21 protein-coding genes are annotated in these 19,510 nt (G+C 34.9%); 5 read left to right on the top strand and 16 right to left on the bottom strand.

From position 1 onward, the window contains the following. Window positions 1-364: 364 nt before the first annotated feature. The 3 genes from RTL21_RS07070 (at window position 365) to RTL21_RS07060 (ending at window position 2,664) form a co-directional block, all read left to right on the top strand. Window positions 365-985, top strand: a complete 621-nt coding sequence (locus RTL21_RS07070) for a cupin domain-containing protein (protein WP_312094696.1) — start codon at window positions 365-367, stop codon at window positions 983-985. A 47-nt stretch (window positions 986-1,032) separates the two neighbouring features. Beyond that, entirely contained in the window at window positions 1,033-1,929 is an 897-nt protein-coding gene (locus RTL21_RS07065) for an SDR family oxidoreductase (protein ID WP_312094694.1), read from the top strand. A 282-nt stretch (window positions 1,930-2,211) separates the two neighbouring features. Beyond that, the gene (locus RTL21_RS07060; protein ID WP_312094692.1) at window positions 2,212-2,664 is read left to right on the top strand and encodes a CBO0543 family protein; all 453 of its coding nucleotides are present in this window, start codon (window positions 2,212-2,214) and stop codon (window positions 2,662-2,664) included. On the opposite strand, the gene RTL21_RS07055 is transcribed toward RTL21_RS07060, so the two are convergent. From RTL21_RS07055 to RTL21_RS07035, 5 genes are all read right to left on the bottom strand, one after another. Continuing rightward, window positions 2,661-3,368, bottom strand: a complete 708-nt coding sequence (locus RTL21_RS07055) for a YjjG family noncanonical pyrimidine nucleotidase (RefSeq protein ID WP_312094738.1) — start codon at window positions 3,366-3,368, stop codon at window positions 2,661-2,663. The genes RTL21_RS07060 and RTL21_RS07055 overlap by 4 nt on opposite strands. 74 nt (window positions 3,369-3,442) lie before the next feature. Next, the gene (locus RTL21_RS07050) at window positions 3,443-3,919 is read right to left on the bottom strand and encodes a DMT family transporter (RefSeq protein ID WP_312094736.1); all 477 of its coding nucleotides are present in this window, start codon (window positions 3,917-3,919) and stop codon (window positions 3,443-3,445) included. 4 nt (window positions 3,920-3,923) lie between these two features. Then, window positions 3,924-4,637 carry a Crp/Fnr family transcriptional regulator gene (locus RTL21_RS07045; protein ID WP_312094691.1) on the bottom strand — a complete coding sequence of 238 codons (714 nt, stop codon included), beginning with the start codon at window positions 4,635-4,637 and terminating at the stop codon, window positions 3,924-3,926. A 12-nt stretch (window positions 4,638-4,649) separates the two neighbouring features. After that, window positions 4,650-5,075: a DMT family transporter gene (locus RTL21_RS07040; RefSeq protein WP_312094689.1), complete on the bottom strand. Its 426-nt coding sequence runs from the start codon at window positions 5,073-5,075 to the stop codon at window positions 4,650-4,652. 173 nt (window positions 5,076-5,248) lie between these two features. After that, a complete protein-coding gene (locus tag RTL21_RS07035; RefSeq protein ID WP_312094687.1) occupies window positions 5,249-5,890 on the bottom strand; it encodes an FMN-dependent NADH-azoreductase in 642 nt (213 codons plus the stop codon). 194 nt (window positions 5,891-6,084) lie between these two features. Between RTL21_RS07035 and RTL21_RS07030 the strand changes: the two genes are divergently transcribed. Further along, window positions 6,085-6,555: a GNAT family N-acetyltransferase gene (locus RTL21_RS07030; RefSeq protein ID WP_312094685.1), complete on the top strand. Its 471-nt coding sequence runs from the start codon at window positions 6,085-6,087 to the stop codon at window positions 6,553-6,555. Between the two features lie 49 nt (window positions 6,556-6,604). Here the strand turns inward: RTL21_RS07030 and RTL21_RS07025 are convergent, their stop codons facing one another. The 4 genes from RTL21_RS07025 to RTL21_RS07010 form a co-directional block, all read right to left on the bottom strand. Beyond that, window positions 6,605-7,099, bottom strand: coding sequence for a GNAT family N-acetyltransferase (locus RTL21_RS07025; RefSeq protein ID WP_312094683.1), 495 nt, complete (start codon window positions 7,097-7,099; stop codon window positions 6,605-6,607). Further along, window positions 7,083-7,223 (bottom strand): hypothetical protein, encoded by a 141-nt coding sequence (locus RTL21_RS07020; protein WP_312094681.1) that lies wholly within the window; start codon window positions 7,221-7,223, stop codon window positions 7,083-7,085. Before RTL21_RS07020 ends, RTL21_RS07025 begins: the two co-directional genes overlap by 17 nt. Window positions 7,224-7,265: 42 nt before the next feature. Next, entirely contained in the window at window positions 7,266-8,135 is an 870-nt protein-coding gene (locus RTL21_RS07015; RefSeq protein WP_312094679.1) for a permease, read from the bottom strand. A gap of 115 nt (window positions 8,136-8,250) precedes the next feature. Then, entirely contained in the window at window positions 8,251-8,697 is a 447-nt protein-coding gene (locus tag RTL21_RS07010) for a MarR family transcriptional regulator (protein ID WP_312094677.1), read from the bottom strand. Between the two features lie 204 nt (window positions 8,698-8,901). Between RTL21_RS07010 and RTL21_RS07005 the strand changes: the two genes are divergently transcribed. Further along, on the top strand, window positions 8,902-10,071 hold the full coding sequence (locus RTL21_RS07005) for a class I SAM-dependent methyltransferase (protein ID WP_312094675.1): 1,170 nt from the start codon (window positions 8,902-8,904) through the stop codon (window positions 10,069-10,071). Between the two features lie 127 nt (window positions 10,072-10,198). On the opposite strand, the gene kduD is transcribed toward RTL21_RS07005, so the two are convergent. The 7 genes from kduD to RTL21_RS06970 all read right to left on the bottom strand — a co-directional run bounded on the left by kduD (window position 10,199) and on the right by RTL21_RS06970 (window position 19,378). Beyond that, window positions 10,199-10,981, bottom strand: coding sequence for a 2-dehydro-3-deoxy-D-gluconate 5-dehydrogenase KduD (gene kduD / locus RTL21_RS07000; protein WP_312094673.1), 783 nt, complete (start codon window positions 10,979-10,981; stop codon window positions 10,199-10,201). Window positions 10,982-11,064: 83 nt separating this feature from the next. Further along, window positions 11,065-11,919, bottom strand: a complete 855-nt coding sequence (locus tag RTL21_RS06995) for a sugar phosphate isomerase/epimerase family protein (RefSeq protein WP_312094671.1) — start codon at window positions 11,917-11,919, stop codon at window positions 11,065-11,067. A gap of 10 nt (window positions 11,920-11,929) precedes the next feature. Next, on the bottom strand, window positions 11,930-13,486 hold the full coding sequence (locus RTL21_RS06990; RefSeq protein ID WP_312094669.1) for an MFS transporter: 1,557 nt from the start codon (window positions 13,484-13,486) through the stop codon (window positions 11,930-11,932). Window positions 13,487-13,650: 164 nt separating this feature from the next. Next, entirely contained in the window at window positions 13,651-14,694 is a 1,044-nt protein-coding gene (gene bglB / locus RTL21_RS06985) for a beta-galactosidase BglB (protein WP_312094734.1), read from the bottom strand. 329 nt (window positions 14,695-15,023) lie between these two features. Continuing rightward, window positions 15,024-16,265 (bottom strand): ABC transporter substrate-binding protein, encoded by a 1,242-nt coding sequence (locus RTL21_RS06980; RefSeq protein ID WP_396954421.1) that lies wholly within the window; start codon window positions 16,263-16,265, stop codon window positions 15,024-15,026. A 129-nt stretch (window positions 16,266-16,394) separates the two neighbouring features. Further along, window positions 16,395-17,948, bottom strand: coding sequence for a response regulator transcription factor (locus tag RTL21_RS06975; RefSeq protein WP_312094665.1), 1,554 nt, complete (start codon window positions 17,946-17,948; stop codon window positions 16,395-16,397). Between the two features lie 5 nt (window positions 17,949-17,953). Next, window positions 17,954-19,378 carry a sensor histidine kinase gene (locus RTL21_RS06970; protein ID WP_312094663.1) on the bottom strand — a complete coding sequence of 475 codons (1,425 nt, stop codon included), beginning with the start codon at window positions 19,376-19,378 and terminating at the stop codon, window positions 17,954-17,956. Between the last annotated feature and the right edge of the window lie 132 nt (window positions 19,379-19,510).

Raw genomic sequence — 19,510 nt, 5'->3', positions numbered from 1 at the left:
TATTCAAAGTTTGGATCATTTATTCGAACTTTGGATCATATATTCAAAGTTTGGACCATATATTCGAACTTTGAACCATATATTCAAAGTTTGAACCATATATTTGGAGCTTTGGTTGAAATCCTCTTCCTTATCGCTAATTTTGCTCTCACTTTGGCTGATATTTTCAATTCCCCACGCATTCCTCATCCTATTTTCACGCCAATCTACATCTGTCCTCACTTAAAACCCAACTTTCTACATTCAACTCCTCCCTCCATGCAAATCAAACTAATTTTCCACTCATAGGCCAACCTAGTTTTGTATATATTTAAGCTAGTAATCAAAATTAAAATTTCCACTTGAAAAATAGGGGGCTTGTATCATGTCTGTTAACCCGGCTTCTCCTTCCTTTCAGCTCTTTGGCGATTCCACCCAGTCTGTTAATTATAGAAGGGATTCTTATAATTACATTACACAGTTATTTTCTAATCAAATGCCGGCTATACATACTGGGTTATTCAATGTGCATCTTAATCAGGGAATTATCGTTCAGCCACACTGGCATACAAATGTGAATGAACTTGTTTTTGTCCTTAGCGGAGAAGTGATGACGTCTGTTTTCAATCCTTTTACTCAAAATATAATGACGTATCATGTAAAACCAGGTCAGGCTTCACAATTTCCTAAAGGGTGGTTTCATTGGATTGTGGCACTACGGAACAATACGCACTTCCTTACTATTTTTGATCAGCCGACACCAGATATTGTGCTTGGTTCCGATTTTCTACGCTTTTTACCGAAAGAGATTGCAAACAGAGCCTATTGTGTAAATGAAACACTCTATGCAAATGCAGTGGCACCAATTAACCAATCTACGATTCTTGGACCACCACCAGGGTGTGACCAAAACGGAGGAACAACGAATCAGCCTTATCATTCCACGCAGCCATCACCTACTACCCATCCTTATCTCGACCTTTCCTCTCCGCCTTACCCATATTAAAGCCAAGGTTTACTAAGTAGCCTAAAAAGCGCATGGAGGTTAATTCTGTGACAAATAAGAAAAATTATGGATCTGAAACAAAATGTGAAGAAATCAAATGGACTTTTCCGCCTCAACACCAAACGAGGCAGCCTGGTTTTGAATATCTTATGGATCCCCTTCCTATTTTTGACAACCCGAACTATATCGGAACAGGAAAATTAAAAGGTCGTATCGCCATTATTACTGGGGGAGATAGTGGAATCGGCAGAGCTGTGGCTGTAGCATTTGCGAAAGAAGGGGCAAATATCGTTATCGCATATTATGATGAGCATATAGATGCCGAAACAACGAAACAAGCAATCGAACATTACGGGAGCTCTTGCTTGCTTATTCCAGGAGACCTGAGAAGAAAAGAACATTGTGAATTCATTGTCCAAAAAACGCTAGAAACGTTTGGAAAAGTTGATATTTTGGTAAATAACGCAGCAGTCCAATTTTTCCAGGATGACTTAACAGCTATACCAGATGAACAATGGGAATTAACGTTTGACGTCAATATTCATGCCTATTTTCATTTAACAAAGGCAACGTTACCTCATTTTAAAAAAGGAGCTAGCATTGTCAATACGACATCCCTCGTTGCCTATATCGGCGTCAGTAAATTGATTGATTATACAACAACCAAGGGTGCCATTGTTAGTTACACACGAGCACTAGCTAACAGTCTTGTCAGTAAAGGTATCCGAGTAAATGCTGTTGCACCTGGTCCATTCTGGACACCCCTCCAGCCTGCATCGCAACCGGCTGAAAGTGTTGCCACATTAGGTTCAGATGTGCCGATGAAACGGGCTGGTCAACCATACGAAATTGCTCCAGTATATGTACTGCTTGCGTCGGATGACGGATCGTATATGACAGGGCAAACGATTCATGTAAACGGTGGTGCTATGGTTACTACCTAGAATCGGCTAAAAAGGAACTAATTATTTTATTGAAAGTGCAAATCAAAAATAATTTATGAGAAAGTCCGCCATGATTCGAATATAAAACGAAAAAGCACCTTATAAAAAGAACAAGAATCTTCCTTTCTCCAGTGTAAAAAGGCATTAGAACAGATGCTTTTTTACATATTTTTTTGCTTTTTGGACAAATTATAAAAATCCTATTCATACTACATGAAAGGATAATCGTTTACTAAACGGGTGATGAAAGTGGAGCGGAAAATATTAAGATTCCTTTTATTTTTGGGAATTGGGCTTTTACCAGTTATCTTTAGAAAAAAACCAGTAAAGGAATGGTTTCTAGTCTTCTTTTTTAAAGGATATTTGTCCAGTTTTGTGGATAGCGTTGTTACTTCTGAAAAATGGCTTAATTTCCCTGTTCGTTTTCTACCAAAGCATTTTCAAATCAATGTTCTATTTGACTATTTGTTATTCCCAATCACTTGCGTTGTCTATAATCAAATAAGCCATCATTCCAAGCTACCTGGAATCATTCTCAAATCTTTTTATTTAAGTATTCCGATGACGATCGTGGAAGCCCTGTTAGAGAAGTACACTAAATTAATATCCTATAGAAAAGGATGGTATTGGTATTATACATTGCTGACAGAAACATGCACTTTCTTACTTTCCAGAACTTCCATTGCCCTTGTTCGAAAATTAGACAAAAAATACGAAAACCAATCGAATCATTAATCGTTCGATTGGTTTTCTTGCTCTAAAAGGACAAGCAGTTCTATTAATTTTGTGATTTCATAGGTTGGCTGCAAATTCGTTTTATTTGCCTGCTTGAACGGGTTTATCCAACAGGTATCAATTCCTGCATTAAACCCACCTTGAATATCTGCACTTAAGGAGTCCCCTATAATTAAAGTTGTCTCTTTATTAATTTGAGGAATTCGAGCAAAGCAATAATCAAAGAACTCCTTCATTGGCTTTTGATAGCCAGTATCCTCCGATACAAAAACGGCTTTAAAAAATGGATATAAACCAGAAGATTTTAATCGTTTTTCTTGTGTTGCTGACATGCCATTCGTTACAATATATAAATCAAAATGGCTTGAAACCTCCCTTATTAAATCCAGCGCTCCATCTAATAACTGGTTTCCTTCTCCCAAATACTCGCGGTAGCTTTGCTCTAATAAAGCTCCATCTACCTTCTTGCCCATCTTTTCAAAGAAAAGGGTAAATCTTGTATTAACTACCTCATCACGTGTAATTTTCCCTTCTTCAAATGCTTTCCACAGACCCTGATTTAGCTGTTGATACTGCTTTTTCCATTCTTCACTATATGAAACATCTTGTTCCTGCAGTAATAGGCGAAAAGCATGGTCTTCCGCCGCTGCAAAGTCCAATAAGGTATCATCCACATCAAAAAGTAAGGTTTGATACTTCTTCAAGTTCGGTTCTCCTCCAGTTGTTTGAATCATCTCTAAGCCTCCCTTATTATGTAATAGCTTCATTCAATCCTCTCCTATCTTTTCACCAATTCTTTCACAGGCTGCTTCTTTTCTGATGTTCCCCCCATTTTGAAAACAAGAATGCCACCGATAATGACCAATACACCAATTAGCTGCTTTGGGGTAAATGGAACCCTATCTAAGCCCAACAAGCCGAAGGAATCGAAAAGCAAAGCAAACACAAGTTGGGAAGACAAGGAAATCGAAACAGCATACGTCGCGCCCAAATGCCTAATTCCTTTTGTCATACAAACAACAACACCAACACCAATAATCCCACTGAACCAGTACCAAGTCCGCATATTTTCTAAATGAAATAGCCCTGTACCTTCTGAAATAAAGCCAAGAATAAAGGAAGCAATAAATCCCAACGCTAGCACTAGAGTGGTCGTAGCCCAAAGTCCAGCCTTCTGATTTACACGATTATTAAATATATTTTGCACCCCAACAAGACTACCGCTAATAAAAGCAATAAGTAAACCATATATCATATTTTTATTCACCCAATCCTTCTTCATAAATACTTTTACCAGCTAAACTTGTTAAACCATCTCTGTTTTTTACCACAATAAACCCCTTTTTCCGTTCAATCAGACCGTCCAGACAAAATTGCTGTATTACTCTATTTAAATGACGATAACTTGTGCCAATTAAATTCGCTGTATCTTTTAGATTAATTTTATTACTTTCCGTACTATATAAAGGGTCCTCTTTATCAAAAGAAACAGATAGTAAATAACTAGCCAGTCTCACTTCTACTGAATAGAATAAATTGAATCGCATCGAACTGGATTTGATATAGAATTTCTTTGTAATGATATCCAGCAGAAACTGTAAGAAAGGTGCATAGTCACTTGCATATTGCTTCAAATGTCGTTTATGAACCCCAATCGTGATCACATCTGTGATAGCTTCCACAGTATTAAGAATATCCGTACCCCTTACATATTCCACATCGCCAACCATTTCTAGAGGCGTTTTAAAAGAAAGGATTAATGTCTTTCCTTCCGCTGTCGTTGTATATATTTTCATTTTTCCATCTACCAAAATATAAAGATACTCAGCAGCCTGTCCTTGTGTACAAATAAATTCCCCTTGGTTAAAAGCATAAAGATGTAAATGCACTTTCAACATTTCCGGAAAAATAGCTTCTAATTGAAATTTACGCATATATTCTTCTACTTGCTCTACATTTCCAATCTCTTTCACGGATAGGTCTCCTTACATTTTTAATAAAAGAACACCTAATATCATCATGCCAATTCCTATAAACTGTGGCATCTTCATCTGTTGCTTCTCCAAACCGAACCAACCATTGCTTTCTATAATAAAGGTGATAAACAGTTGGGCAATTAAAGCAGTGGAAATGGTTAGTGTGGCCCCCACTAAATGCATCGCTGTAATCGTGCTAAAAATAACGACCGATGCAAAGGATCCTCCCGCTAAATATAATGGCTTTACTTGTTTATATTTTGAAAATGTTTCTTCTTTCACTACTAGTAAAATAATTAGGGCTAACACAAATCCAGTAAACTGAGTAATGGTAGCTGCCTGCCATGAACCAATATCTTGGCTAATCCTTGCATTTGCCACTCCTTGCAGAGTAATAAACGCACCACCCATAAACGCAAATAAAATACCTCTCATTTGTTCGACTCCTTGCTATTTAATTTCCTTTTTAAAGATAATCGATTTCTAAAAATAGGAAAAGGACATATGTCCCAAAATATCACTTTTCCTAGTATACTCTTTTTTCCATTAAAAAACTCCGTTTGAATAATTTCAAACGGAGTTTTGTTATCTTATCTATTTAAAATTTATTAAACAGTTTGAGCTACTAATTTATTTCCAGCAGCAGCAACTTTTTGTAAACCTTCTTCAATGATAGAAGCAGCTTTATCAGGCATTGCATTATGACCTTCAATAATCACTTCTTCAATGATTTCCATACCGAATACGCCGCCAAATACTGCACGCATATAGTTAACAGCCATTTCTGATGGAGCAGCTTCAGGAGTAGAATAAATTCCACCGCGAGCATTTAAAAGAATCGCTTTTTTATCTGTCATTAATTGAATCATGTTACCTTCTGCATCAAATTTAAATGCAAAACCTGCAGCATATACATAATCAATAAATGTTTGTAATTTAGCTGGGATTGTTAAGTTCCAAAGTGGGAATGCGAAAACTACTACATCAGCAGCTGTTAAAGCATCCATTGCTTTTTGTTTTGCAGCTAATAAACGTTGCTCTATATCTGTTAATTCTGCTCCGCTTTGTACTTTACCGAAAGCATCGAATAATTCTTGACCAAAGTAAGGAGTATCTTCTGCATATACATCATATACATTCACATTAAGGTTTTCAGCACCTTTAATAGACTCCATAAACGTTTCATACATTTTACTTGATACAGCCTCAGCAGCTGGACGATTGTTTGCTTTTACTACTAATACATTCATCTTATTTCATTTTCCTTTCCCTATTGCAAATTAAAAACCAATGTGAATATCATAACAAACAAAATACCTCAAAGGCAAACATTTTTAAATAAAGATATTTGATTAAATATTTCCAATCAAAATGCAAATAATCCATTCCACTAGAATAAGGAAAAAAGTAGAATAGAAATAAATATATAGAAAGGTTGGTTGAGATGAAAATCATTATCGACAATGTTACATCGAAAGAAGTCATTGCTTTGTTAGAAGATCATCTACATAGCATGACCCTGCATTCTCCTCCTGAGAGCATTCATGCTTTAGATGTGGAGGGATTAAGAAAACCAGAAGTTACCTTTTGGAGCGTTTGGGAAGATGCGGAGGTAACTGGCTGTGGTGCATTAAAGGAACTAGATACCAAGCATGGAGAGATTAAGTCGATGAAAACCTCTCCGAACCATCTAAGAAAAGGAGTAGCCAGAAAATTACTTGTCCATATTATCCAGGAAGCGAAAAACCGCGGATATAGCCGTTTAAGCTTGGAAACAGGCTCCATGGACGCTTTCCTCCCAGCAAAAAAGCTATATGAGAGCTTAGGGTTTCAGTATTGTGGGCCTTTTTCCAATTATGAGGAAGATCCAAATAGTGTTTTTATGACGTTGGATTTAGAGCATTCATCCTATTAGCTCAAAAAAATCGAGAAGGCATCCAACACCTTCTCGATTTAAAGCAAGATCAAAACTTTGCACTTCTTTTTTCCATTAATAGTACATCTCTCCATATACCATCTAAATTGCCGATTTTTTCCCGAATGCCAATTTCTTTAAACCCACAGCTTTTATGGAGCTGGATACTCGCAATATTTTCTGGAAAAATACCTGATTGCAGTGTCCAGTAGCCATTTAATTCAGAATGTTCAATCAATTCCCCCAATAAAAATCTCCCATATCCTTTACGATGATAATCCGGATGCAAATAAACACTATGCTCGCCAACTCCTTGATATACACATCGATTCGATACTTTGCTGATAGCAGCCCACCCAATCATTCTACCAGCCTCTTCATCCAACAGTACTAAACTGGAAGATAAATCTTTACTACTGCTCCACTTCTCCCAATTTGGAACCTCCGTCTCAAATGTTGCCTGCCTTGATTGAATCCCTAATTCATAAATGGTAGCAACCTCTTCCCAAAAGTCTTCTGTAAGTCTTTCAAGCCTTGTATTCATTTCCCTCTCTTTCCTCCTTTACTTCGCAGCATGTCTCCTTCTTTTCCCCTACTTCTTCTATCATAATGGTACAGCAATCATTTTTCTGCTCTTTTTTTAAAAACTTTCTAAAAATTTTCATCATTACTTATTCCTCCTTATTAAAATGAATTCTCAATGTAAAAATCTACTGGATAAAATAAAATAAAAATCCGGAAATGGTGGACATAGAGATAACCGATAAAATAAACGCAAACATTAATTTTCGTTTAAAGATACTATTTAATAAACTTAATTCTGGGAGACTAGCCCCTGCTGAACTTATCATCATTGCCATCACTGGCCCAAGCGCCATGCCTTTGGCAATTAAAATTTGGGAAATGGGAATCATTGATGATAATCGAATGTATAAAGGGATACCAATAATTGCTGCTATCGGAATCAACCACCAGCTTTCTCCTCCCAAATATGTTGCTACAAACTCGGTTGGTACGATTCCGCCTATCACTGCCCCGATCCCTGCCCCTATTAACAGAAACGGATAAACTGTTTTCATTAAAGTTAGAATTTCAACAAAGGTATTTTTCAAGTTAAATCCCTTTTCTTCCTGAAGGCCATTTTTTATAATGACATTTTTCACTTCTTTTTCAAATCCCCATTTTTCCAGCATAAAACCGAGAGTAATCGAAAGCAGCGTTGTGACCAATGTATAATAAAGAGCTACTTTCCAGCCCATTAAAACAGTCATCACCGTTAAAATAGTTGGATCTAGAACTGGAGAGGAAAATAGGAAAATCATTACCGTACTAAAACGAATATTATTTCTCAATAAATTTACTACTACTGGTATCGTCGAACAGGAACAGAACGGTGTAATAAAGGCAAAAAGCACGGCAATAAAAGCGCTCATAATAGGTGGTGACTTCTTCATCCACCCCTTTACTTTGTCATAGCGGATAAAACTTTGTAGTAAGCTAACTATAAAAGAAACGACAACGAATAGAATCGTTAATTCTATTACTAGCCATGCAAAATTTTTTATTACTTCATACCACATTTTCACCTCTCCTTTTATTTGCGAATTGCAAGTATGGTATAAAAGGTTAGGCTATGTTAATTATTTATATCGTTCACTAAGCGTGAATTTAACATAGCGGCTTTCTTTACCATTATTACTTTACTGGACGACAACACATATTACTCTTTGCCATTGAGCTATTAAATAGCTTCAATGAACGAATTACAGTTTCTTTTTCAAAATCAGACATGAAAGAAAAAACTTCATCTAAATATTGATTCATTTGGGTATCAATAGAAGCAGCTATTGCTTTTCCTTGCAGGGTTAATTGTAGCTCATATACCCTTTTATCATTCAGCGATTGTCGCTTATCGACTAGCTCCATTTTTATTAATGATTGAATTTGTCTGCTAAAGGTTGTAATATCCATTCCAATAACCTCTGCGATTTCTTGCATCGACGGATTATTTCTATTATCAATTTCATATAAAATATGGCTTTGAACAAGTGATATTTCCGTATTGCCCACAGAACAACAATTTTTATCAAGCACACCGAATCTTCTCATTGTAATTTGTAGGATCTCACGTATATTTTCCATTCTAGCTCCTCCTTTCTTAGCTACATTATTGAAGATATTTTCATTATAACTAATTATTTGTATTTTGCAACTATTTAATTCAAAGCTACTCCTATTTAACAGATCTTCTTTTTATCCATTTTCTTAGTTGAGCACTATATCCACATATTCCATGATAAAGAGGTAAAATTATACATATAAATAGGAAAAAAAGGGGTGAATACTGTGTTTGAGAAGACTGTTTATAAATCTTTTTTAAGCAATTCTTTCACTATCCCAGTAAAGGTTACTTTTTGGGATGGAAAATCAGTTGTTTATGGAAATGGCGAACCTACAGTAGAACTTATTTTTAAGAAACCCATTCGTATTAAAGACATATACAATAATGCCTCGTTGGCTCTAGGGGAAGCCTATATGGATGGAAAAATAGACATAAAGGGCAGTATCGAGGATTTAATTACCTCTGCTTATGAGAACGCATCCAGCTTTATGCAAAGTAATAAGTTTAGAAAGTTTATTCCCAAACAGTCTCATACGAAAACAAAGAGTATAGCAGATGTACAAAATCATTACGACATCGGCAATGATTTTTATAAAATTTGGTTAGATCGCTCCATGACCTATTCATGTGCCTATTTCAAAAACCCAGAAGACACATTAGAAACTGCACAGCAAAATAAAGTGGATCATATTTTAAAAAAATTAAATCTCTCTCCTGGTCAACAGTTATTAGACATTGGCTGTGGGTGGGGGAATCTCCTTTTTACTGCTGTAAAAAACTATCAGGTAAGGGCAACCGGCATAACCTTAAGCCAAGAACAGTATGACTATGTGATGCAAACGGCAAAAGAAAAAGGATTATCGGAGAGTGTAACCGTCTATTTAATGGATTATCGAGATTTAAAGGATATGGCCTTTGATCGTATCACGAGTGTGGGCATGTTTGAACATGTAGGAAAGGAGAACCTCCAAGCTTACTTCCAGCAAGTCCACTATTTATTAAAAGACGATGGTGCAGCCTTAATCCATGGAATTTCACGCCAGCAAGGAGGAGCAACCAATGCCTGGATCAATAAATATATTTTCCCTGGAGGCTATATTCCTGGAGTCGCCGAGCTTGTTCACCATATGACGGTAGAAAATTTGCAACTAGTAGATTTAGAAAGCCTGCGCCGTCATTACCAAAAAACATTAGAAATGTGGCATGCTAACTTTATCAACAACCTAGATGAAATTCGCAAAACCAAGGACGAACGCTTTATTCGGATGTGGGACTTATATTTACAAGCCTGCGCCGCCTCATTTAAAGCAAGCAATATTGACGTCATTCAATATTTACTCGTTAAGAAAAGCAGTAATCAGCTACCGATGACAAGAGGATATTTATACACCTAAAGGAAGCACAATTCATAACTTTCCTTTCTATTTTGTAGAGAAGAGAGACTAGCTAGTTTGCAACTAGCTAGTCTCTGAAATATGACCACTTCTCAAACGGTTTAAACCCATATCCTTCTCAGCAAAATTATCGAGCTAACCATCCACCGTCAACAGCAAGAATATGTCCATTCATGTAATCTGATGCCTTACTTGATAAAAATACGATAATTCCCATTAAATCTGCAGGTGTAGCCCAACGGTCTGCTGGTATTCTAGAAGTAATTTCTGCTTTACGTTCTTGATCTTCACGGATAGGTGCTGTATTTGCTGTTTCTACGTATCCAGGGGCAATCGCATTTATTTGTAAACCATATTGTGCCAATTCGTTTGCGAAAGCTTTTGTAATTCCTGCTACCCCATGTTTGCTCGCTGTATAAGAAGGAACAAATTTTCCACCTTGGAAAGAAAGCATGGAGGCAATGTTAATGATCTTTCCACTCTTCTGTTTCACCATGACTCTTGCCACCTCTTGACTCAAGAAGTAAACAGAATTTAAATTAATATCCATTACCGCATCCCAATCCGCTTGCTTATATTCAAGCAGAGGTGCACGACGGATTGTACCTGCATTGTTGACGAGAATATCAATTCTCCCATAAGCTGTTAGACAGCTATCAACCACTTCTTTTAATGCGGATCTGTTTGTTAAATCCGCTTGAAAAAACTCAACCTGTCTTCCCTCTTTTTCGATTAATTGCTTTGTTTCCTCCCAATCTTTGTTATACGTTACAATAAATAAATCTGCTCCAGCTTTGGCAAGTGCTATAGCATACCCTTGTCCTAATCCTGTATTTCCACCAGTTACAATAGCAACCTTTCCAATTAATGAAAAATAATCTAATGAAAAATCACTTAATTCGACTGACATCTTTTATATCCTCCTATATTTATTTTCAGGGCAATCCCCATAAACTTGCTCATTTTTTCACAAATTGAATTTCTGCGTTATCACTAAATTGAAAAGATGCTCTCGGAAAACAACCTATTTAAATATTGGATACTCTCCTTAATATATGGATCCTTTGTTTCCTCTAAAATTATATTAATAAATGGTTTCTTTCCTTTTATTAACCTAAAGATAGCTTCATAATCTAGCATTCCATGCCCAACTGGAACAAACTTTATTTTCTTATTATCAATAATGAAATCTTTTGCATGAATAATCACAATTTGATCCCCAAATAAATCAAAAGCTTCCTGAAAAATTTCAACCTGCTTCTGATAATTATCTATAGTTAAATAATTAGCTGGATCAAAAATCACTTGAAGATTATTAGATTTCACTTCATCAAGAAGTCTTTTCATCCGTTTAGGAGAATGAATCGGATGATTAATCCCACCCTCTATGGCAACCATGACACCAAACTTCTCCGCTTCTTTCACTAGTTCTCGAACACTCTCCACTACTTCAAGAAATGGCTCTTCCTTAAAATTTTCCTCTGTGTAAACAATTTCGGCATTAACATTTCCTGTTTCTGTCCCAACTAAACTGCAGCCTAAATCGCGACAATATCTAATATGTTCTTTAAAAAGGTCTAACTCTTTTCTTCTTTCCTTTAAATTAGGATGAATCATATTAATATAGCAACCTAAAACGGCAATTTGAATAGCACCTTTCTGGAAAGCTACTCCAATATTATGTGCAAGACTAGGAGTTAAGCACCCTACTTCTCTATTTATCTCTTTAAAGGATTTACTTAACGCTAGCTGAACAGCGCTAACTTCTTTACTAGCTATTTCTGTAACAAGTTGCTCTAACGGGAGATTTTCAACATCATGCGCTCTTATTCCAATATTTGCATTCATTTTTTCTCTCCTAATTAATTTTTTTACCAATTTTTGAGTATTGATGGGATTTTTGAGCATCTTTATATCTTACATAATTCGAATATCCAACATCATTATTTCCCCAAGCTTTCTCATATTCCCAACCAGTCAGTTGTTCTACCACTTGACGTGCTTCTTTAGAAACATTGTTTCTAGGTCCATCATTTTTAAGGCGTTCAATTTCACTTAATAGAACAACGTGATTTTCTTTTGTTAACTTATAACGATAGGAAACAATTAATCCGCCTATCAAAAAGATCAATGTCCCAAACAAAAGAATGGCAACAATAGCGGTAATTGCTGATTCCGGCTGTACTGTTTCACCTGATATAAAGCCAGATTCCTGTAATCCTACACTTACCAAAAATACAGCTAAAGCTTGTGTACCTTTACGAATTAAGCTCATTACTCCAGCAAAAACACCTTCACGTCTTTGACCTGTTAAAGCTTCATCAACATCAGGAATAAAGGTATAGTTATTCCAAGGAATATAATTCAACCCTCCTCGACCTAATCCACATATTCCAATCATTACAAATAGCAATAGTGTACTGTTTGTTGCCCCCGTGTATTGTAGTACTATAAAACCCGCAATCCCCACAATAAATAAGGAAATAGCTGTACGATAAGCAGGAGCAGGATTCAATTTAATAGTTAAAGTCATCGCAATCCAGACACCTATAATTTGCATTACATACATAAAAGCTAGAAGGTTTGAAGCAAGTACGGCATTCTGCATAAGAACAAAGACAACAAAGTAAGTAAACACCGCATTAAAAACGTCTTGGCTTAAATATCCACCTAAATACATACCAAGATGGTGACGAAATGTTTTAACTCTCAAAGTAGAGAATAAATCAACATAAATTTTATGAACATTTTGCATAAAACTTCTGTTACTTACAACATGCTCTACTGGTATCTCTTCCAACGGTCTTTCCCAAGTAAATTTATAAATCAATACTAATACAATTATAAAGATGACTGTAAAAATGATACCTGAGTACAAGAATGATAGAGGATTATCTTTACCCAATGCCTCCACAAGTCGTCCAGGTATAAATGCTGCAAAAACTGCTGATGCCTGTGCTACGAACATTCTTGCACCAGTGAATTTAGAACGAATCTTATAATCCTTACTCATTTCAGCTGCTAGCGTATCATACGGGATTAAAATCATAGAATAGACAATTTCAAACAAGATATAGGTTATTAAATAATAGAAATAGTTAAAGCCATCTACCCAGATTAAGGTGTAAACTAGAACGAGAGGAATCGAAGCTAAAATAAAGAATTTCCTTCTACCAAATCGTATGCCTAGTTTAGTTTTATGAAAATTATCTGTGATATACCCCATAACTGGTGCAGCAATAGCATCAACAACACGCGCAATAGCAAAAATTGATCCAGCTTCAATTGCAGTTAAACCACAAAATGTGGTCAAGAAATATAGTAACCACGCTGCAGTAAGGGCAAATGCCCCTGCTCCAACAAAATCACCTAATCCATAAGACAAGTAATTAATAAACTTTGGCTGTCTTCCCAACTTGATTACCTCCATTTTTTCAAGAATTTAAAACATTTTAAAATACCTGTAACCGCGGGATATTTTTTAAGCGCTTTCATCCAAACGACTATTTAAGCTACTTTACGTGATATAGTGATCTAATTGCTTGATTAGGCTAGTGAGCATCTCTTACATTTACTTTATTAAATGTAAGAATAGAGAAATTCTGATAAACACAAAACAGCAAGTGATTGTCCATAAGGCATTGTTGTGGTTTTAATCTCTTTATAAAATTCGAGAGTTTCTCCCATTCCTGTTCCAACGGATACTTTTTGTAATGCTCCTTCTTCGTTAATTTCTCTTAAAATCCCCTTAATAGCTTTATAGGCTACCTTTTTATAATCATGACTAATATATCGTTTATGAATCGATTTTAAGATACCATATGCGAAACCGGCTGAAGCAGATGCTTCTAAATAAGATGTTTGATCATTAATTAATGTATGCCATAATCCACTTTCATCTTGATATTGAACAAGAGCTTCCATTTGTCTATTTAAGGTATCAATTAAGAACTCGCGTAGAAAATCACCTTTCTCCAAATCTAATATTTCAATGATTTCAGGAATTGCGATAGTAATCCAACAATTGCCTCTACCCCAAAGTGCTTCTGCAAAATGATGATTTTCTTCAAAAGTCCATCCATGGAACCATAAACCTGTTTTTCTATCCGTTAAATACTTTATATGAATAAGAAATTGCCTTTTTGCTTCTTCTACGTATTCTGGTCGATTTAATAACTTTCCAATTTTCGCTAAAGGAAGTACTGTCATCATTAAAGTGTCATCCCATAGCTGATTTTTATTTTCTGGACCATACGTCATATGCTGAAGGCCACCTTCCGATGTACGGGGCATATCATACATCACCCATTCCGCCCAACTCTCCAAGTATGGCAAATACGTTTGATTTCCTGTATCCTCGTATAAAAATGCTAGCGTTAATAACGGAGCCATCGTATTAACATTTTTAGGAGGCGCCCCTTCCTCTAGTCTTTCATCAAACCATTCATTAATAATATCTAAAGCTTTCTGATCATTCGTTAATTTCCAATATTTATAGATACCGTATAACCCTACTCCTTGTGGCCAATTCCAAATATGCCAACTTTTATCGTCAACAATTAATCCATCAAAATTTAGCAAAAATTCACCTGTATCATCTTTTATTTTCGTCAAGTTGTTCATTAGTAAATGAATAGAATCAATAATTTCCTTCTTTTCGATAGTAGTTTTTACTTTCAACGAGATCCCTCCAAATCATTTTTTATTTGTAGCTAAATGAAGTAAACATTAACATTCTTTATACATTAATTGTATTGAATGCGCTTACTTGTAACAATTAAAAAAACAGAGGGTTACGTTTAAAAAACCTTCTTTAATAACTCTGAATATTCATAAATTCGTCAAAATTTAACCATTCACGAAAACTAACTACTTTATTTATACTCAAAATGCACTATCTTTCCCTTATAAAAAAGAGTTGGCAAGAAAGTCTTACTTTCTTGCCAACTCCTTTACTTATTTTTGCTTAATATTTTCTCTGCTTTTTCCCTAAATCGCTTAGCTCCATCCTTAGGTGTAATGTTTTTAAATAATATCTCATCAGAAATTGCATTCAGTTCCTTCATGACTTCAGCACTCCCGAGAGGATCTGGGGAATCTGTTTTACTTACTTTTTGGGAGGCTTTTTCAACATAATTAAATATCTTCATTTCTTCATAGGTCAATTCTTCTTTAATTCCTTTTGAAACTTTAGAAGATATTGGGACACCTCTATCCCCTTTAATTAATTTATTTGCTTCTATATTATTAATAAAGAAATTGATAAACTTTGCTGCTTCTTCTTTTCTTTTTGAACTTTTAGGAACGGAGAAGAACATGCTTGGTTTTAAGAATAAGGCGGTCTCTTTAGCATGTTCTGGAGGCAGATAAATGGATAACGATGTTTCCTCATTTTGCGCAAATCCAGAATATTGATTGGACCAATTCCATGACATTGCTGCATCTCCAGTTACAATAAGTTCATCTTCAAATCCTTTAATATGTGCTTGGACATCCGGTGTAGGAAAGGCCTTTGCCTCTACTAATCTAAGTTGTCTTTCAAAGTAATGAATAAATAATTGGTCATCTTTATAACCAAGATTTGTTCCATCTTCATTATAAAAGTGAGCGCCTTGTGTCCTTAAGTAATAAGGAAAAAACACATCTGCCGGATACATTCCATTAGTACCGTATTCTCCTGTAGTGTTTCGAATATCTATTGCTAAACGTTCAAAGTCACTCCAAGTCCAATTTTCGTCTTCTATTTTAACATCGGCCCTTTCAAGAACATCATTATTTGTAATAATAGAGAGGACTGTGGACCCAAGTGGAAAACCAAATAATTTATTACCAATCATCCCCCCAGAAATTGTATTTTCATCAATGGAGGTAGTATCAATTGTGCCATTTTTAATAAAGGGATTTAAGTCTGCTAATTGTCCCTTTTCCCCGTATTGTACGAGATAAGCTGTATCCATTTGAATAACGTCTGGTAATCTGCTAGCCGCTGCCATTGGAGCAAGTCTCTTCCAATAATCATCCCAATTAGCAAACTCAGCTTCAATCTTTACATTTGGATTTTCCTTTTCATACAATTCAATTACTTTCATTGTATAATCATTTCTTGGTTGCCCACCCCACCACGCTACGCGAATTGTTACTTTTTTAGAAGAATCTTTTGATACCTCTCCATCGATTGAATAACAGGAAGTAATTGGAAGAATCAATATAATACATAATAATACTAAGCCTATATTTTTCAATTTTACATCCTCCTTCTTGCGGATGAAGTTTTTTCTCCATTACTTTAATAGACTTCTAAAAATCTTCCCTGGTAATACCTCTTACTTACTATTTTGATATTCTGATGGTGTGTATCCGGTGTGTTTTTTAAATACCTGACTAAAATATTGAGGATTATTACCAAAACCAATCATTTCCGCCAACATTCCCACTTTTACATCATCCATCTTCAAAATTATTTCTACTGCTTTTTCAATTCTTAATTTAGTAAGATATGCTGAAAATCGCTGTCCTGTTTCTTGCTTAAACAGCTTACCTAAATAATCTGGATTCATGTATAAAATATCATTTGCAACCATTTTTAATGAAAGATCTGGATTATTCAGATTTTCGTTAACTACCGCTATCACTCTTTTAATAATGGAAGATTGCTTAGATTTAAAGCGATTATAATAGACATTTGAGATTTCTTTCGCCATTGTTTCTAGATACTCTTTCATTTGCTGGACTGTTTCCATACTAAGCAATTTGGATACGGCGTAAAGATAGTCTTTCATTTGCTCATTGTCCGCAGTCTTTATAATAGAGAAATAGAGTTGTATACAATAAGATTTTGTTAAACTAATTTCTAGATGCAAATCAGCCATTTTATTAAAAATAGACTCAATCTCTTTACATATGTCGTTGATGTGACCAGACTTTATTTTTAAACCAATCCATTGTTCATCTATCGTAAAGTCAATTGGCAAATCTGCTTTTTCTTGAAAAATATCTTTTTGTGTAATAATGGTGCCTTCTCCTAGATAAAAACGATATTCTAAACATTCATTTGCTTCTAGATATAATTTTCTTACATTTTGGACTTCATCGACATCACTTATTGCCACCGTTACTGCTTGTTTATAATATCGATATAATAGTTCCCTTATCCGTTCAATTTGAGAAAATAGAATCTCCTCATCCCCATTATCTTCCAAAATAAATAATACGCTTTCATTTATATTGGTACTTAATAATGGAGATTCAAATATTTCTCCTCCTATATTTTTTATGGCAAATAAATATTCATAGGAAAATTCACATTCTATCTTAAAAAGAATTACCCTCACCTGCTGATGATCTATCTCATTATCAAAAAGGAATCGATAATGAGATAAATCATCGCTTGAATAGCTTTTTCCTGCCAAAAATTCAGTCAAGAGTTGAGCTTTAATATACGGTTTTGCTTGTTTGTATTTTTCCTGCAATTCTAAGTTAAACGTATGATGCATCATTTTAGCATTTAATTCATTCTTAATATCTTTCAGTGCTGCTGTAATTTTATCCTCATTACATGGTTTTAACAAATAATGTTTTACACCATATTGCATAGCAGATCTTGCATATTCAAACTCACTAAATCCAGATAATAGGATGAATTTTATAAAAGGAAGTTCCTCGCTAACTTTAGAAACAAGGCTTATTCCATCTATACCAGGCATTCTGATATCACTAATCACAATATCTGGTTTTTGCATCACAATTTTTTCATATGCATCTATGCCATTTCGTGCTGTTCCAATAACCTCCAAATCTAATGCTTCCCAATCGATTACACTAGAAATTCCCTCCACTATTATTTTTTCATCATCCACTATTAATACTTTATAAACCATCTTATTCACTCCGTTTGAAAAGGTAAAATCACTGTTATGGCAGTTCCCTTTCCTGAAAGATTTTCAATTCTCAAGCCATAATTTTCTCCAGCAAATATCTTGATTCTAGTATCAATATTATTCAATCCAATTCCATTCCCTTTTGGGTTTGCTTTACCTTCTTTTACTTTTTGGATTATCAACGGGTCTATACCAGGACCATTATCTTCTATTCGGATAAATAGCTTTTCACCCTCTTGATAGGCATACAATTTAATCACTGACATATAGATAGAAGTCTCAACAGCATGCTTGAAGGAGTTTTCTAGCAGTGGCTGCAAGATTAATTTGGGGATTTTGCATTGCATCAAATTAGAAGGAATCTCCATTTGAAAGTCAACCTTGTCATCAAACCTATATTTTTGTATTATTAAAAAACTTTCAACGATTTCAACTTCCTCTTCTAACTTAATGATATCTCTTTTAAAGTTAATGGAGCTTCTCATTAAATTGCCTAGAGCTTCTACCATACTTGAAATTTGCTTCTGTTTATTGGTTTTTGCTAACCAATTAATAGTTTCCAGTGTGTTATACAAAAAATGGGGATTTATTTGAGCCTGCATTGCTTTAAATTCTGTTTCCTTTATTAATAACTGCTTCATATAGTTTTCTTGAATTAATTCATCTATTTTTTCTATCATCGTTTTAAAATTCCTATAGAGAATTCCCACTTCATCCTCATATTCCATTGAATAAGAAGACGAATTTACTACATTGAAATTTCCTTTTTGTACTTTCTGCATAATATCTGCCAATGCCCTAATAGGATTTGTAATCCTTCTGAAAAATTTAAAACATAAAGAAATTAAAATTAGAAACATCAACATAAAAACAAGAATGAAAGAGTATTTTGCAGTAGTTATTTTTGAGAACATCGTTTTGAAAGGAATGATATTCCAGTATGTCCAATCTGCAAATTCAGTTGTTACCTGACTTATAAAAAAACTTTTTCCATTGATTTTTTCAATGCTATAGCCCTGCTGATTTTTTGCGAGAAAAGGATATTCGTTCAAATAATCTGTTTCTTTACCAGAATATATGATCTTAGCCTTTTTTGATATCACAAAATCACCTGTCTTCTCTCCAGGTAAATCGCTTACAATTTTATCTAAATTGACACGAACCAGTAGGTTTCCAATACTCTCAAAGTTAAGGTTATCATACGACCTGATCAATCTAACAGATAATAAATAACCATTACTTCCTTCTACTTCCATCCAATAATTTTCTCCCTCATAACTTTCCGCTAGTTTAAATATAGTTGCTCTTTTTCTCTCGTCTAGAGAATTGCTGCTTGAACCACTTAAAAATTCCCTTCCTTTAGAATCATATAAATAAACAGATTGAATATATTTTTCTGAACCAATATATTTTGCTAGTAAATCCTCCATCTTTTGTTCTAGATTATAAACCTCATATCCTTTTACATCTCCCTGAAGCTCTAATAAAATATCTTGAATTTGAGGGTCAACAGCTATGCTATAGCCTACTTCCTCTATTCGTTCTAACTTCTCTTCAATGCT

The organism is Niallia sp. (genome assembly GCF_031978665.1).
Lineage (GTDB): Bacteria > Bacillota > Bacilli > Bacillales > Cytobacillaceae > Niallia.
Note: the sequence above shows the minus strand (reverse complement) of the source record. Positions and strands in the feature narration are given on the sequence as shown.